The sequence below is a fragment of the Microbacterium sp. AC145 genome, assembly GCF_979258505.1.
Genome location: NZ_OZ409859.1, coordinates 2,945,801 through 2,960,753 on the forward strand (window position 1 = coordinate 2,945,801; position 14,953 = coordinate 2,960,753).

The following is a 14,953-nucleotide window of genomic DNA, read 5'->3' on the forward strand; positions in this document are numbered from 1 at the left end:
ATGTGTCTCCGGATCAGCGGTAGCCCTTGGCCAGAACGGCCTCGGTGTCGGCGATGATACGCGTGCGCACCTCGTCGGGAAGCGGCAGGCGCGGCGGGCGGGTCGTGATGCCGGCGGGCGCGACTCCCGCGACCTCCTGCGACAGCTTGATCGCCTGCACGAACCAGGTCTTCGAGTCCCAGCGCAGCAGCGGGTGCAGGTCGCGGTACATCTCGTGCGCCTTGGCCCAGCTGGCGGGGTCGCCCGAGGTCGACAGGTTGTAGAGCTCGACGGTGGATGCCGGGATGGCGTTGGGGTAGCCGGCCACCCAGCCGACGGCGCCGTTGATGCCGAGCTCGAGCACGACGTCGTCGGAGCCGATCGAGATGTCGAGACCCGGTGCGAGCTCGCGGATCGCGTAGGCGTTGCGCACGTCGCCCGAGAACTCCTTGACCGAGACGATGAGGTTCTCGTCGAACAGGCGCGCGAGCAGCTCGGGGCGCAGGTCGATCTTCGTGTCGATGGGGTTGTTGTACGCGAGGATCGGGAGCCCCACAGCGGCGACGCGGCGGTAGTGGTCGACGACCTCGTCATCGCTCGCCCGGTAGGCGTTCGGGGGCAGCAGCATGACGGCGGGTGCGCCGTGCTCGGCGGCATGCTCGGTGAAGCGCACGCTCTCCATCGCGCCGTAGGCACCGACACCGGGGATCACGGCCACACCCTCGGGCGACGCCTCGACGGCGGTGAGGTAGACCTGCTTGCGCTCCTCTTCGGTGAGCGTCTGGTACTCACCGAGCGAGCCGTTGGGGATGATGCCCGTCACGCCGTTGTCGGTCGTGAAGCGGATGTGCTCGGCGTAGGCGTCGTAGTTGACGGAGAAGTCCGGATTGATCGGCAGGGTCGTGGCGAGATTGACGCCGTGCCAGGGCTTCTTTTCGGTCATGAGTCAGAACTCCAGTGCTTACGGCGCCCCTCGGCACCAGGGTGAGTGGTGAGTACAATTGCAATGTTAGTGGTCGGGGCGAGTCCTGTCCACGACCCGCGTCGATTCATCATGAGGCGTCTCCCCGAGCCGGCAGAATCAGCCGCTGACGAGCCTCTTCGTTGCCCGCTCGATCGGTCGCCGCGAACTCGACGATCTGCTCCTCGTCGCTGAGCGCGCGCACGAATGCCTCCTGGAACGTCGCCCAGAACGTGCCGGGCCCCTCCCACTGGATGCGCTCGACCCCCGACACCTCGTCGGTCGCCGTCAGCGTGATCTCGACGCTCGATCCGAGTCGGCGCACGGTCGCCTGCGACACCGGCGCACCCGTGTCGACGGCCACCTCGCGCGATGCATGGCCCATCGCCCCCGAGTCATCCGTCGCTCGCGCGCGCACCCGGTGCTCGCCGTCGCCGGGCAGCGGGAACGGCGCCGTGTACGGCATCCAGTCCCCCTCGCCCAGCGACACCTCGACGTGCAGACCGGAGGCACCGGCGGCCCCGGCGAGATCGTCGGCGGCCACGGTGATCATCGGGATCTCGGTGAACCAGCCCGAGGGTGCGGGCAGCACTCCGGTCGTGATCGCGACGGCCGGCGCGATCGCCGCCGCGGCGAGCGCGCGCGGCACGAGCCAGTCGACGACGCGGATGCCGTCGGCGCCTGTGCTCTCACGCCAGGTCACGGTGTCGGTCGAGGTCGCGGTGTCGGTCGAGGTCGCCGCGCCTGCCTCCGCGCCACTCTCGCGCACGGCGCCACCGGGACGCACCCCGAGGCCGTCGACGTCGGCCGTGACGGCGGCGCGGAGCACTTCGACGAGCTCGCCCTGCGAGAGCAGCCCATCGCGGCGAGCCGTGGTGGCGGTCGCGGCGACCCGGTCGAGGAACTCGGCGCGCGTCTGGGGCAGGGGCTCGCGCCACACGTCGTCGAGCAGCGAGGTTCCGTCGTGCCGCACGCGCACCGGCACGTCGGTCTCGGCGCCGACGAACCCGATGCGGGCTCCTGCCGCGCGCACGTACATGTGGTACCGCTCGTCACTGCCCGTCCAGATCGGCTCGAACCGCACGCCGTCGATGTGCACGGCGCCGTCGGCGCGCAGCGCGGCCTCGACCGCATCCGCCGACTCGATGCCGGACGGTACGAGAGCGACATCGGCGCGCACCGAGCCGTCGAGTCGGCGCCGCTGGGCGAGGGGAAGGTCGAGAGCGGTCGTCGCCGCCGATCGCGCGACCAGCACCGAGGGTCCGAACTCGATCGACTGCAGGGTCGGGTCGTCGGGCGTCGACACGGCCCGCAGTGCGGCGCGCGTCTCGATGCGCAGCACGTCGCCTGACGACCACGGCCGGCGCACCACCAGGTAGCCGTCGTCGAGCGCGGCGGAGATCGTCTCGTCGCCGACCCTCAGGCTCGGCGTGCCGACGGTCCACTCGGGAACACGGATGCGGAGCGTCAGCGGGGAGCCGTCGACGAAGTCGCCGTCGCCGTCGATGCGCAGCTCGGTCACCCCGCCGAGGGGCTGCGTGGTCTGCATCCGCACCGTCGCGTGCTGCTCGCGCCAGTCGAGCGTCGCGGGCACGAAGAACGAGACCCACAGCTCGGCATCCGCATCGGCATCCGCAGACGTGAAGAAGATCGTGTCCTGGTACTTGACGTGGTTCTCGAGTCCGGTGCCGCCGCAGCAGGTGCCGATGTTGTCGAATTCGGCGACCGTGCCCGGGTTCACCGGGAACATGTAGGCGACCTCGGGACTCGTGTCGGAGTCGACGTCGCGCCGCGAGGCGAGGATGTGATTCAGCACCCCGCGCTCGTAGTAGGCCATGAACCGCGCCTCGCGGGTGAGGGCGAAGAGGTGCCGCGCGATCTTGAGCAGGTTGTAGGTGGCGCAGGTCTCGGCGTTGCGGTGACCGATGTCGCCCGCGACCGTGTTCGGCGGCCCCCACAGCTCGCTCTCGCCGGTGCCGCCGTGCGCGAAGGTGCGACCGGGCACGATCTGATCCCAGAGGCCCAGCACCGCATCGAGGTAGCGGCGGTCGCCGGTGAGGTCGTATTCGTGCAGGTATCCGATCAGCTGCGGCAGGTGCTGGTTCGCGTGCATGTCGGTGAGCACGTCACGACGCTCGGCGCCGGCTGTGAGCAGGTCGTCCTGGTCGAAGAGCCGCGCGACCTCGAGGAAGAGCGGCTCGTCGGCCACGACGCTCAGACGCGCCATCGTCTCGTTCATGCCGCCGTACTCGCCGGCGATGTACAGCGACCACATGCGCTGGATGCGTTCGTGATCGAGCCGCGTCAGTCGGTGCGCCACCCAGTGGCCCATCGATACGGCGATCTCGCGCGCCTCGATGTTGCCGGTCAGCTCGTAGGCGTCGAGCAGCCCGGCCATGATCTTGTGCGTCGTGTAATACGGCGCCCAGATCTCGCCGTAGGGGGCGTAGTCCTCGAGACGCGAGAACTGCCATTCACCGTAGGCGGCGAGAAAACCGGGGTGCGAGTAGCGCCCGGTCGCGGCGAGCGCACGCTGCACCTCGCCGAGTCCTGCGACGAACTCGTCGACCTTGGCGCGCAGCGTCTCATCGCGTTCCCCCGCGTAGGCGAGCGACAGCATCGACAGGAAGTGGCCGGCGTAGTGCCCGCGCAGCAGGTTCGCCGTCTGCGCACTCTCACGCCCGGGATAGTCGTGCTCGCCCCAGGCCTGCTCGCGCGGGTGCCCGAAATCCTCCCAGTTGCCGGGCGCCAGCGCGCCACGGGTGTCGAGCCCGGCGTTGGCGCGGAAGACGGCCAGCAGCCGATCGACCGGATACACGCGCGCCAGGTGCAGCATCTGGTTCTTCGCCCGCGCGAAGACGCTGTCGTCATCGATGCGCACGCGATCGAGTGGGAAGGGGCGCAGCACTGCAGACGAGAGGATGCCGGATGCCGTCGCCGCCCCCTCGACGCGGTCGGCCGCCGCACCCCAGGCCATCGCGTTGCCCCGGTTCATCGCGCCTCGCCCGGGGTCGTCGCCCACTGCCGCTTGGTCCACTCCTCGATGCCGGTGGCGTCGATGGGTAGGCCGTCGGAGAGCACGTCGGATCCGGTCGGCGTGACGAGGATGTCGTCTTCGAGCCGCACGCCGATGCCACGCAGCTCGGGCGGCAGCGTGAGGTCGTGGGCGTGGAAGTAGAGTCCGGGCTCGACCGTCATCACGACGCCCGGCTCGAGATCGGCACCCATGTAGTCCTCGTAGTGCGCCTGACTGCAGTCGTGCACGTCGAGGCCGAGGTGGTGGCCGATGCCGCACGCCAGGTAGCGGCGATGCTGCTGCCCCTCGGGCGACAGCGCCTCGTCGACCGAAACGGGCAGCAGACCCCAGTCGTGCAGGCCCTGGGCGACGACCTGCATCGAGGCGAAGTGGAAGTCGAGGTAGGGCGTGCCGGGGCGGATCTGCGCGAGACCCGCGCGGTGCGCCTTCTCGACCAGGTCGTGCACCTCGCGCTGCGCGGCGCTGAACGTGCCCTCGGCGGGCACCGTGCGCGTGACGTCGGCGGTGTAGAGCGAGCGGGCCTCGACACCCATGTCGAGCAGCAGCGCCTGGTCGGGGTGGATCGGACCGTCGCAGCGCACCCAGTGCAGGATCGGCGCGTGCGAGCCCGAGCCGACGATCGTCGAGTATCCGGGGCCGTTGCCGTGCGTGCGCGCGTGCCGGTCGAACGTGCCCTGCAGCCAGCGCTCACCCAGGCCGTCAGAGATCGCGCGCGGGATCTCGGCGGCCACGGCGGCGAAGCCCGCGACGGTCGCGTCGATCGCCAGGCGCAGCTGGCCGATCTCCCACTCGTCCTTGATCATGCGCAGGCGCGAGAGGGTGCGCTCGAGATCGGCCGAGACCTCGAGGCCGTGTTCGGCCGCCAGCGTCGCGGCCGAGCGGGCGGCGAGCGCACCGCGCAGGTCGGCGGCGCGGGCGGGCAATGCCTCGAGGGGCTCGACCGTCACCTGCAGCTCGTCGGCCCATTCGGCAAGTCCGGCCGAGGGGCCGACCCAGAGCTCGCCGTGCAGCGCGTTGCTGAAGAAGCCGTCGTCGCCGGGGCGGAACGGCGCGGGCATGTAGAGCACGGCGTCGTGGCCGCCGGGGCGCGCCCACATCACGAGGGTCGCGTCTTCGGTCTGGCATCCGGTCGCCCAGACGAAGCTGCTGTCGGCGCGGAAGCCGTACGACGAGTCGTCGTTGCGCACCGGGGCGATGCCCGAGCTCAGCACCAGGGTCGTACCCGGCATCGCCGCGCTCAGTCGCTCTCGATGCGCGGCCGCGGCCTGCGCGGTGCCGGCCGGCAGGTCGGGACGCGTCGGCACGTCATCCCACCCCTGTGCGATGAACTCACGGAAGGCGGGGATCTGCGCCAGCCTCGGGTAGCGGGTGCCCGCATACGGCGGGCGTGTTCCGGTGGTCGTGTCGCTCATGCGCGCTCTCCTCCGCGGTCTCTGACGAGTTCTCGCAGGCGCGTCAGCGTGCGGCCCGATCCGATCCCGTCGTGTTCGTATTCGTTGGTCACCCAGTACTGCGAGTTGCCGACGCCCTTGAGCGTCTGCAATTGCAGACCGGAGTCGACGTACATGTCGTCGAAGTAGACGACCGCAGCCACCGGCACCTCGTTGCTCTGCAGAGCCGCGGCGTCGTAGAGCGGCGACCAGTCGGTCTTGGCGGCGAGCTGATCGACGGCAGTGCGGAAGCCGCGCAGCAGTCGCACCTCGTCGAACATCCACGGGAAGGCCATCTCGCCGGTGAACAGCAGCGGTCGGCGGGCCTCGTCGAACTGCGGGCGCCGCTCGCGCTCGGCCTGCGCCGCCCACGCGGTCGCGCCGCTCTGCTCGTCGCCGTAGATGGATTCCTGCAGGGTCCAGAACAGGGGGTTGCCGGCGCTCGACGACAGCGTCATGACGTCCTGAAGAAAGCCCGTCGACAGCTCGCCGGGTCGCACGAACGCCTTCTCGACGAGCCAGTGCAGACGCTCGAAGCCCGGCTTCATGCCGAAGTCGATGCCCAGCGACTGCCAGCGCTTGACCGTCAGCAGGTCGCCGTCGGGCAGGAGCACATCGCCCGCAGCCAGCCGGTCGGCGATGCGCGCGACCGCGGCCTCGTCGTCGGGGAAGCGCCGGTAGAACTCGGCCGTCTTGGCCTCGACGCGGTCGAACGTGCGGCGATAGACCTCGCTCGCGCGCGGCGGCATGCCGGGCACTCCGCCGCAGATGTAGCTCGCCGTCAGCCCCTCGGGGGCGAACGACAGGTAGGTCATCGTGATCCAGCCGCCGAAGCTCTGCGCCAGGGTCGCCCAGCGACGCCCGTCGTAGAGAGAGGTGCGCACGTGCTCGAGGTCGCGCACGATCGAGTCGGCGCGGAAGCACGCGAGGTACTCGCCGCCCGCATCGCCGCGCTCGGCGACGATCGCGGCATCCACCGGCGTGCTCCGCCCCGTGCCGCGCTGGTCGACGAGCACGACGCGGTAGTCGCGCAGCGCCTCGTCGATCCAGCCGTCACGTCCGAGCGGACGCGGGTTCGCACCGCCGGGTCCGCCCTGCAGGTAGGTCAGCAGCGGACGTTCGGCGGTGTCGGATGCCGGGTCTACCAGCTCGCGCACGAAGAGCTCGATGGTCTCGCCGTCGGGGGCGTTCCAGTCGAGCGGTGCCGTCGTGCGGTACTCACGCACGCGGATGCCGGGCAGCATGTACTGCGCGGTCGGGGTCGCGGTCGTCGTGCGGGTCATCGGGTCTCCTCCGTGCTCGACGCGGCGGGCGTCGTCTCGGGCGCAGCGGCCGCAGCGGCATCCTGCACGGCATCCGCACTGCCCGCACGCGCGGCCTCGGCCTTGCGGCGCCGAGCATCCCACTCGGGGTTGATGCGCGGCACGGCCTGCAGCAGCGTCTTCGTGTACTCGTGCTCCGGTCGCTCGAAGATCTCGTCGCGCATGCCCGTCTCGACGATCGCACCCTGCGACATCACGGCCACGCGGGTCGCGATCTGTCGCACCACGGCGAGGTCGTGGGCGATGAAGAGGTAGCCGAAGCCCTCGTCGGACTGCAGATCGCGCAGCAGGTTGATGACCTGCGCCTGCACCGACACGTCGAGGGCCGACACGGCCTCGTCGCAGATGACGAGCTTGGGCCCCACCGCCAGCGCACGGGCGATGCCGATGCGCTGCGCCTGTCCACCCGAGAACTGCGAGGCGTAGCGCTCGGAGTGCATCGGGTTGAGGCCCACGCGCTCCATGAGCTCGCGGGTGAAGGCGCGGGCCCCGCCGGGAATCTTGCGCCCCTGATACACGAGCGGTGCCGTCACCAGGCGCTCGACGGTGTGCTTGGGGTTCAGCGACGAATACGGATCTTGGAAGATCACCTGCACCGCCCCACGGAACTCCCGCAGCTCCGAGCCCTTCGCGCGGGTCACGTCGGCGCCCTCGAACTCGAGCGTGCCGCTCGTGGCATCCATCAACCGGGCGACGAGTCGCGCGGTGGTCGACTTGCCCGAGCCCGACTCGCCGACCACGGCGAGCGTCTCGCCGCGGTGCACCTCGAGAGAGACGTTGTCGACAGCGCGGAAGGTCTTCGACTTTCCGAGCGGCCCGGCAGAGCCGGTGGCGAACTCCTTCACCAGGTCGGTGCCGCGGAACAGGGGTGTCGTGGTGTTCGTCATGCGCTTCTCCCGTCCTGCACGGTGATCTCGGTGGTGCGCAGCACCCCGATCTCGTCGTCGATGCGCGGCACCGCGTCGAGCAGACGCCGGGTGTAGTCGGCCTGCGGATCGCTGAAGACCTGCTCGACCGCGCCGCGTTCGATGGTCTCACCCGCGCGCATCACGACGATCTGGTCGGTGACCTCGCTCACGACGGCGAGGTCGTGGGTGATGAGGATGAGTCCCGCGCCGGTCTCGCCGCGGATCTCGTCGAGCAGGTCGAGGATCTGCGCCTGCACCGTCACGTCGAGCGCGGTGGTCGGCTCGTCGGCGATGATCAGGTCGGGCTCCATGCTCAGCGCCATGGCGATCATGATGCGCTGGCGCATGCCGCCCGAGAACTGGTGCGGGTAGTGGTCGACGCGGCGGGCGGCGTCGCGGATGTGCACCCGCTCCATCGCCTCGATCGCGACTGCGCGCGCCTGCTTGCGCGAGACTCCGCTGCGGTGCGACAGATACGCCTCGGCGATCTGCGTGCCGACCTTGTAATAGGGGTTCAGCGACGACAGCGGGTCTTGGAAGATCATCGCGATGCGGTCGCCGCGGATGCGCCGCTTCTCGCGCTCCGGCATGCCGATCAGTTCCGAGCCGTCGAACCGCACCGACCCGGTGGCCGTGCCGCCCTTGGGCAGCAGGCCCATGATCGCGAGGCTCGTCATCGACTTGCCCGATCCCGATTCGCCGACGATGCCGAGCGCGCCGCCCCGCGGCACGTCGAACTCGAGGTTCTTCACGACGTTGACGGGGCCCTGCGCGGTGCGGAACGAGACGGTGAGGTCTCGCACCGACAGCAGCGGGCTCGCGTCGGGCATCCCGTTCCGGATGCTGTTCTCGGTGCCGGTGTTCTCGGTGCCGCTCATGCGGTGGCCCCCGTTCTGACTCGCGGATCGATCGCGGTGTACAGCAGGTCGACGACCATGTTGCCGATGATCACGAAGAACGCCGACAGCAGGGTGACGGCCATGATGACGGGCTGGTCGTTGGCGGTGATCGAGTCGGCGGTGAGCTTGCCGACGCCGTTGAGGCCGAACACGGTCTCGGTGATCACGGCGCCGCCGAGCAGTCCCGCGACATCCATTCCGAAGATCGTGACGATCGGGGTCAGTGCCGGGCGCAGCGCGTGCCGACGCCAGACGAGACCCTGCTGCAGACCCTTCGCCCGCGCGGTGCGCACGAAGTTCTCCTGCAGGGTGTCGATCACGTTCGCGCGGGTGAGGCGCGTGTAGACCGCCGCGTAGCCGACCGCCAAGACGATCCACGGGAGGATGAAGTTGAGGAACCACTGCACCGGGTCATCCGAGAACTTCACGGCCTGCGGGAACGGCAGCCAGCCGAGCGCCACCACGAAGATGAACTGCAGCGCGAGCGCGAGCACGTAGTTCGGGATCGACATCGAGCCGAGCGTCAGACCGGCGAAGAACCGATCGAGGAACTTGCCCTCCTTGACAGCGCTGAGCACACCGGCCACGACACCGCCGAGCAGCCACAGGATGGCCGCGCCGATCGCGATGGTCGCGGTGATGGGCAGGCGCTGCACGATCATGTCGCCCACCAGCTGGCTGGTCTGGAACGAGTAGCCCAGGCACGGAGCCGCGCACTCGACGGCGGCACCGGCGACCATGAAGGTGCGGCCGGTGAACAGTCCGCCGACGTAGCCCCAGAACTGGGTCCAGAAGGGCTGGTCGAGGCCGAGGTTCAGGCGGATCTGCTCGATGCGCTCTGGCGTGCAGTTCTTGCCGCAGATCTGCACGGCAGGATCCGCCGACAGCAGGAAGAAGATCGCGTAGGTGAACAGCGTGACCAGGAACAGCACGACGAGCATGCCGAGCAGGCGTGAGCCGACGATGCGGATCATGAGCGGGCCTCCCCACTGGTGGCGATGGTGCGGATGCGGTCGCCGAGGGTCGTGAACGACAGCACCAGGAGGAAGAGGAACGCGCCGGGGATCACGAAGTACATCGGGTCGACGGCGTACCAGGGAGTCGCGGCGGCGATCATCTGGCCCCAGCTCGGAGTGGGCGGAACCACTCCGACGCCGAGGAACGAGAGCCCCGCTTCGGTGCCGATGTAGCCGGGCACCGCGAGGGTCGCCATGACGATGATCGTCGACTGCAGGTTGGGCAGGATCTCGCGGAAGATGATGCGCACGCTGGTCGCTCCGGATGCCTTCGCGGCCTCGACGAACTCGCGCTCCTTGAGCGAGAGGGTCTGCGAGCGCACGATGCGGGCGAGGTACGGCCAGCCGAAGAGCGAGATGACGACCACGAGCAGGAAGACGCGGTTGTCGGCGGGGAGTGCCGAGAGGATCGCGATCATGAAGATGAGGGCGGGGAACGCCATCAGGAACTCCATGACGCGGGAGATCACGAGGTCGATGAGTCCGCCGAAGTAGCCGGCGAGCAGGCCCATCACGGTGCCGATCACCGTGGTGAGGAGCGTCGCCGAGAGGGCGACCGTCATCGAGACGCGGGCACCGTAGGCGATGCGGGCGAAGATGTCGCGACCGCTGCCGGGCTCGACGCCGAACCAGTGCTCGGCGCTGATGCCGCCGAAGGGTCCGATCGGGATGGCACCGAGGTTCGGGTCGATGGCCGACTGGTCGAACTGGTACGGACCCCATCCGCTCAGCATCGTCAGCAGCGGCGCGAAGATCGCCATCAGGATGATGAGCAGGATGTAGGCGCTGGAGAGCATGGCTCCCCAGTCGGTCAGGAACGCGCGAAGCAGCCGCCGGCCAGAGGCCGGGGGTGACTCCAGTGTCGTTTCGAGACTGGAGTCACCCGCCGGCGTGGCTTCGGACTCGAGCGATGTCGAGCTGAAGGTCATGCTCAGCCCTTCGAGGGGTCCTTGAGACCGATGATCGTCAGGTCCGTCAGGCTGGTGCTCGGGTAGTAGCCGGCGATGTTCTCACCCGGCAGGAAGATGGCCTTGCTGAACACGAGCGGAGCGATGGGCGAGAGACCCATGATCTGCTCGTCGAGGTCGCCCCACGCGGTCTTCGCCTCGTCGACGTCGGTCATCGCGGTGATCTCGTCGATGCGGTCGTTGATGGCCGGGTCGTTGATCTGGGCGAGGTTGGAGTTGCCCTTCTCGTAGATGTTCCGGCCGTCGAACAGCGGCGGGATGATCGTGCTGGCGCTCGAGGCCCAGTCGGGGCACCATCCGGTGATCGCGGCATCGTTCTGCTGCGCCGGGGTGCCGATCGTCTCGTAGTAGATCGAGGTGTCGATCACGTTGAGGTTGACCGTGATGCCGAGCGGCTCGAGAGCCTGCTGAATCGCCTCGGCCTGCCCCTGCATGAGCGGCTGCGAACGGATGTCGAGGGTGAACTCGAATCCGTCGGAGAGGCCGGCTGCGTCGAGCAGCTCCTGCGCCTTCTCGGTGTCGCCCTTGTCGCCCTCGGACTCCCACAGGTTGAAGTCCTTGAAGCTCGAGACCACCGGGGGGATGATCGTGTACGCCGGGTCGGCGAGCTGCGTGCCGCCACTCGCGTTCACGAGAGCAGAGCGGTCGATGGCCCAGTTGACGGCGTCGCGCACGTTCACGTCGTCGAACGGCGCCTTGGTGGTGTTCATCGACATGTACGTCGTGCAGAAGGCATCCGCGGTGATCGCACGGTCCTTCAGCTGCGGGGTCTGCAGGCGAGGAAGAGTGGCCGCACTGACGGTGCCCGAGATCGCGTTCTGGTCGTCGCTCTGGCCGGCGATCATGCGCTCGTCGATCGTGGCGGGGTCGATGCCGATCTCGAACTCCCAGTTGTCGGGATAGGCCTTGCGCACGTCATCGGTCGAGTCGTCCCAGTACTCGTTGCGCTCGAGCACGATCGAGCTGCCGGGGGTGTATTCGGCGAGCGTGTACGGCCCCGAGGCGATCACATCTTTGATGAACTCGTCGCCGGCGCCGGTGCCCTCGGGGAACGGCACGGCGTTGGGCTGCGCGAGCACGTTGTCGAACTCGGGGAACGGCTTCTTCAGGTGGAAGACGATGGTCTTGTCGTCGGGCGTCTCGATCGTGGGCAGGTCACCCGAGACGTAGGGGCCCTGGTAGTCCTCGGGGGCGTCGATGACCTGACGCAGGTAGGGCGAGCCGATGCCGACCTGGGGGTCCCACGAGCGCGAGATGCCGAACTTCATGGCCTCGGAGGTGATGGGCGTGCCGTCGTCAAAGAAGATGTCGTCCTTGAGCGTGTAGGTCCACGTCAGGCCGTCTTCCGACGCCTCGCCGAGCTTCTCGGCCAGGTCGGGGACGATCTTGTTCGGGTCGTCGGCGTCACCGGCGGCCTGCATGGTGAGACCGCGGTAGATCAGGCGGTAGAACGCGTTGACTCCACCGTCGAACCCGCGGGACGGGTCGAGGTACGAGAAGTCGGCGTTCTGCAGCATGTGCACCGTGCCACCGGTCTGGGGCGTGCCGTCGGTGCCTGGCTGGGAGGCGTCGGGTGCGCCCCCGCCGGCCGAACAACCGGTAATGAGCAGAGCGGATGCGGCAGCCGCGGCGATGAATGCGGGGAGCCTCTGAGATGCGGTCACGAGACCAGACCTTTCTGTCGATTGCGCCATTGCGAATGGTTTCCATAGAACCCCATGACAGTGCAATGTACAACTGTACTGGTGAGACTTTTCTAGTCGAGGATCGTGCGGAGAGGCGGTTTTGTAACAGGATCGTCATGCGGGATGCCTCGGCGATCCACTGCGGATTTAACCTCTGATCAGCGACACTCTGATCCCCGGTCGTTGAGCGAAGCGAACCGCGCCACCCCGACCCCGCGGTCGTTGAGCGAGCACGGCGCAGCCGAGCGAGACGAAACGCGCCACCCTCCCAAGATCGACCCACCACGTTTCGTCTCAGTCGACTTCGTCGCCTTCGCTCAACGACCGACACCTCTACCGGTCGTTGAGCGAGCACGGCGAAGCCGAGCGAGACGAAACGCCCCTCCCGGTGTTCACCCCGCGCTCCCCCACAGTTCATCTCCGCCGCCTATCTTGGGTGCGGTCGCGCGAACGCGGCTAAGAATTAGACAGATCATTGTACGGAAACCACAACACCGAGGTAAAGTCAGTCTCAGACTCACCTCGATGACGAGAAAGGCGACCATGGTCGACATCCGAAAGAAGCGCTGGTCTCTCCTGGGTATCGCGGCCGTGGCGGCCGTGACCCTCACCGGATGCGCGGGCGGAAGCACCGAATCCGACGGCGGCGGCAGCAGCGAGGGCGGGTCGGATGCGACCCTCATCGTCTACACGAACTCGAACAGCGACGGCCGTGGCGAGTGGATCACCGAGCAGGCCTCCGAGGCCGGCATCGACATCGAGATCGTGGGCCTCGGCGGGGCCGACCTCACCAACCGCATCATCGCGGAGAAGAACAACCCGGTCGGCGATGTGGTCTTCGGTCTGAACAACATGTTCTTCGAGCAGCTCAAGGCCGAAGAGGCGATCACCGCCTACGAGCCCGAGTGGAGCGGCGAGGTTCCCGCCGACGCGGGCGACCCGGCCGACGGTGCATTCTGGCCGCTCGTCGAGCAGGCGATCGTCACGGTGTACGACGAGAACACCATCACGGACGCTCCCTCCGACGAGGAAGACCTCTGGACCGAGGAGTACGCGGGCCGCTACGAGGTCAACCCCGCACTCGGCCAGGCCACGCCGCAGCTGGTGCTCGCCAGCATCCTGTCGCGTCACCTCGATGAAGACGGCGACCTGGGTGTCAGCGACGAGGGCTGGGACGTGGTGAAGTCGTACTACGAGAACGGCTCGCCCGCGGTCGAGGGCACCGACCTCTACGCCCGCATCACGCGTGACGAGGTCGACTACGGCGTGCTGCCCTCGAGCGGCATCGCGGCTCGCGACGAGGAGTACGGCACGAAGACCGGCATGATCGTTCCGGACTACGGAGTGCCGTACGTCACCGAGCAGATCGCGCAGATCAACGGCACCGGCAATGAAGACAAGGCACAGGAGTTCATCGACTGGTTCGGCAGCGCCGAGGTGCAGGGCGAGTTCGCGGCCGAGTTCAACGCGATGCCCGTCAACGAGGGCGCAGTCGAGCAGGCCAACCCCGAGGTCGTCGAGCTCATGGGCACCCTCGACCGTCAGGACATCGACTTCGGCTTCGTGAGCGAGAACCTCGGCGCCTGGGTCGAGAAGGTCACGCTCGAGTACATCGGCTGATCGAACCGAACCCCGCTCCACCAACCAGCCGGAAAGACAGCATGATCCGTTTCGAAGATGTCGAGGTCGCGTTCGGCGATCACCGCGCGGTCTCGCACCTCGATCTGGAGATCCAGGAGGGTGAGTTCTTCACCCTCCTGGGTCCGTCCGGATGCGGCAAGACCACGGCCCTCCGTGCCCTGGCCGGGTTCGTCGAGCCGACCGGCGGGCGCATCCACATCAACGGCCGCGACGTGACGCGCGTGCCGAGCGAGAAGCGCGGCGTGGGCATGGTGTTCCAGAACTACGCGCTCTTCCCGAGCATGAACGTGCGCGAGAACATCGCTTTCGGCCTCTCTGTTCAGAAGACGTCGAAAGCCGAGCAGCGTCGCCGCGTCGACGAGATCGCCGACCGCACCGGGCTCGCGCTCTCGCAGCTCGAGAAGAACGTGTCGGAGCTCTCGGGCGGGCAGCAGCAGCGCGTGGCGATCGCGCGCGCACTCGCCCTGACCCCCAGCATCCTGCTGCTCGACGAGCCCCTGTCGAACCTCGACGCCAAGCTGCGCGTGCAGCTGCGCGAGCAGCTGAAAGACCTGCAACACGAGGTCGGCGTGACCACGGTCTACGTCACGCACGATCAAGAAGAGGCACTCACTCTCAGCGACCGCATCGCCGTGCTCGACGCCGGCACCCTGCAGCAGGTCGGCACTCCCGAGGAGATCTACGACCGCAGCGCGACGCCGTTCGTCTGCCGGTTCATCGGCGAGAACAACCGCCTCAGCCCCTCGCAGATCACGAGCCTGGGCGCAGGGCTCGATGCCACGGCCGAGAGCTACGTGCGCCCCGAGAAGCTGCACCTCGCCGAAGCGGGAGGCAGCTCCACGGCATCCGCTTCGCTCGATGGCACCATCGTCGATCGCACGTACCACGGCAGCCACAGCGTCTACACGGTGAAGGCCGAGGATGCTGCGCTGCGCGTCAGCGTGCCTGCCGCGGCGAGCGCCCGCCAGTGGAATCCGGGCGATGCGGTGCGCGTCGACGTCGACCCACGCTGGATTCTGCAGTACCCGGCGGCGTGACATGTCGGATGCGCAGAAGCCCCAGAAACCCTCAAGCCCCGCGGTCCCGCCGTCAGCGGCCGTGACCGGA

11 protein-coding genes are annotated in these 14,953 nt (G+C 68.3%); 2 read left to right on the forward strand and 9 right to left on the reverse strand.

Annotated elements, in window-relative coordinates; all coding sequences use genetic code 11:
• Nucleotides 1–13: 13 nt before the first annotated feature.
• The 9 genes from ACZZZN_RS14160 to ACZZZN_RS14200 all read right to left on the reverse strand — a co-directional run bounded on the left by ACZZZN_RS14160 (nucleotide 14) and on the right by ACZZZN_RS14200 (nucleotide 12,184).
• Nucleotides 14–922, reverse strand: a complete 909-nt coding sequence (locus ACZZZN_RS14160) for a dihydrodipicolinate synthase family protein (protein ID WP_463505776.1) — start codon at nucleotides 920–922, stop codon at nucleotides 14–16.
• A 109-nt stretch (nucleotides 923–1,031) separates the two neighbouring features.
• Nucleotides 1,032–3,962, reverse strand: a complete 2,931-nt coding sequence (locus ACZZZN_RS14165; RefSeq protein ID WP_463505777.1) for a beta-L-arabinofuranosidase domain-containing protein — start codon at nucleotides 3,960–3,962, stop codon at nucleotides 1,032–1,034.
• Entirely contained in the window at nucleotides 3,932–5,389 is a 1,458-nt protein-coding gene (locus tag ACZZZN_RS14170) for an aminopeptidase P family protein (protein WP_463505778.1), read from the reverse strand. Before ACZZZN_RS14170 ends, ACZZZN_RS14165 begins: the two co-directional genes overlap by 31 nt.
• Nucleotides 5,386–6,690 (reverse strand): alpha/beta fold hydrolase, encoded by a 1,305-nt coding sequence (locus ACZZZN_RS14175; protein ID WP_463505779.1) that lies wholly within the window; start codon nucleotides 6,688–6,690, stop codon nucleotides 5,386–5,388. The genes ACZZZN_RS14170 and ACZZZN_RS14175 overlap by 4 nt, the downstream gene beginning before the upstream one ends.
• On the reverse strand, nucleotides 6,687–7,616 hold the full coding sequence (locus ACZZZN_RS14180; RefSeq protein WP_463505780.1) for an ATP-binding cassette domain-containing protein: 930 nt from the start codon (nucleotides 7,614–7,616) through the stop codon (nucleotides 6,687–6,689). The genes ACZZZN_RS14175 and ACZZZN_RS14180 overlap by 4 nt, the downstream gene beginning before the upstream one ends.
• Nucleotides 7,613–8,515 (reverse strand): ABC transporter ATP-binding protein, encoded by a 903-nt coding sequence (locus ACZZZN_RS14185; RefSeq protein WP_463505781.1) that lies wholly within the window; start codon nucleotides 8,513–8,515, stop codon nucleotides 7,613–7,615. The genes ACZZZN_RS14180 and ACZZZN_RS14185 overlap by 4 nt, the downstream gene beginning before the upstream one ends.
• Nucleotides 8,512–9,510: an ABC transporter permease gene (locus ACZZZN_RS14190; RefSeq protein ID WP_463505782.1), complete on the reverse strand. Its 999-nt coding sequence runs from the start codon at nucleotides 9,508–9,510 to the stop codon at nucleotides 8,512–8,514. The genes ACZZZN_RS14185 and ACZZZN_RS14190 overlap by 4 nt, the downstream gene beginning before the upstream one ends.
• Entirely contained in the window at nucleotides 9,507–10,481 is a 975-nt protein-coding gene (locus tag ACZZZN_RS14195; protein WP_463505783.1) for an ABC transporter permease, read from the reverse strand. The genes ACZZZN_RS14190 and ACZZZN_RS14195 overlap by 4 nt, the downstream gene beginning before the upstream one ends.
• A 2-nt stretch (nucleotides 10,482–10,483) precedes the next feature.
• Nucleotides 10,484–12,184 carry an ABC transporter substrate-binding protein gene (locus ACZZZN_RS14200; RefSeq protein WP_463505784.1) on the reverse strand — a complete coding sequence of 567 codons (1,701 nt, stop codon included), beginning with the start codon at nucleotides 12,182–12,184 and terminating at the stop codon, nucleotides 10,484–10,486.
• Between the two features lie 546 nt (nucleotides 12,185–12,730).
• Between ACZZZN_RS14200 and ACZZZN_RS14205 the strand changes: the two genes are divergently transcribed.
• Nucleotides 12,731–13,825 (forward strand): extracellular solute-binding protein, encoded by a 1,095-nt coding sequence (locus ACZZZN_RS14205; RefSeq protein WP_463505785.1) that lies wholly within the window; start codon nucleotides 12,731–12,733, stop codon nucleotides 13,823–13,825.
• A 41-nt stretch (nucleotides 13,826–13,866) separates the two neighbouring features.
• Nucleotides 13,867–14,883, forward strand: coding sequence for an ABC transporter ATP-binding protein (locus ACZZZN_RS14210; RefSeq protein WP_463505786.1), 1,017 nt, complete (start codon nucleotides 13,867–13,869; stop codon nucleotides 14,881–14,883).
• Nucleotides 14,884–14,953: the final 70 nt, after the last annotated feature.

What these genes read in the sequence shown, in the direction of transcription:
- ACZZZN_RS14160 (WP_463505776.1), bottom strand. Translation starts at nt 922, where the DNA reads ATGACCGAAAAGAAGCCCTGGCACGGCGTCAATCTCGCCACGACCCTG.
- ACZZZN_RS14170 (WP_463505778.1), bottom strand. Translation starts at nt 5,389, where the DNA reads ATGAGCGACACGACCACCGGAACACGCCCGCCGTATGCGGGCACCCGC.
- ACZZZN_RS14175 (WP_463505779.1), bottom strand. Translation starts at nt 6,690, where the DNA reads ATGACCCGCACGACGACCGCGACCCCGACCGCGCAGTACATGCTGCCC.
- ACZZZN_RS14180 (WP_463505780.1), bottom strand. Translation starts at nt 7,616, where the DNA reads ATGACGAACACCACGACACCCCTGTTCCGCGGCACCGACCTGGTGAAG.
- ACZZZN_RS14185 (WP_463505781.1), bottom strand. Translation starts at nt 8,515, where the DNA reads ATGAGCGGCACCGAGAACACCGGCACCGAGAACAGCATCCGGAACGGG.
- ACZZZN_RS14190 (WP_463505782.1), bottom strand. Translation starts at nt 9,510, where the DNA reads ATGATCCGCATCGTCGGCTCACGCCTGCTCGGCATGCTCGTCGTGCTG.
- ACZZZN_RS14195 (WP_463505783.1), bottom strand. Translation starts at nt 10,481, where the DNA reads ATGACCTTCAGCTCGACATCGCTCGAGTCCGAAGCCACGCCGGCGGGT.
- ACZZZN_RS14205 (WP_463505785.1), top strand. Translation starts at nt 12,731, where the DNA reads ATGACGAGAAAGGCGACCATGGTCGACATCCGAAAGAAGCGCTGGTCT.
- ACZZZN_RS14210 (WP_463505786.1), top strand. Translation starts at nt 13,867, where the DNA reads ATGATCCGTTTCGAAGATGTCGAGGTCGCGTTCGGCGATCACCGCGCG.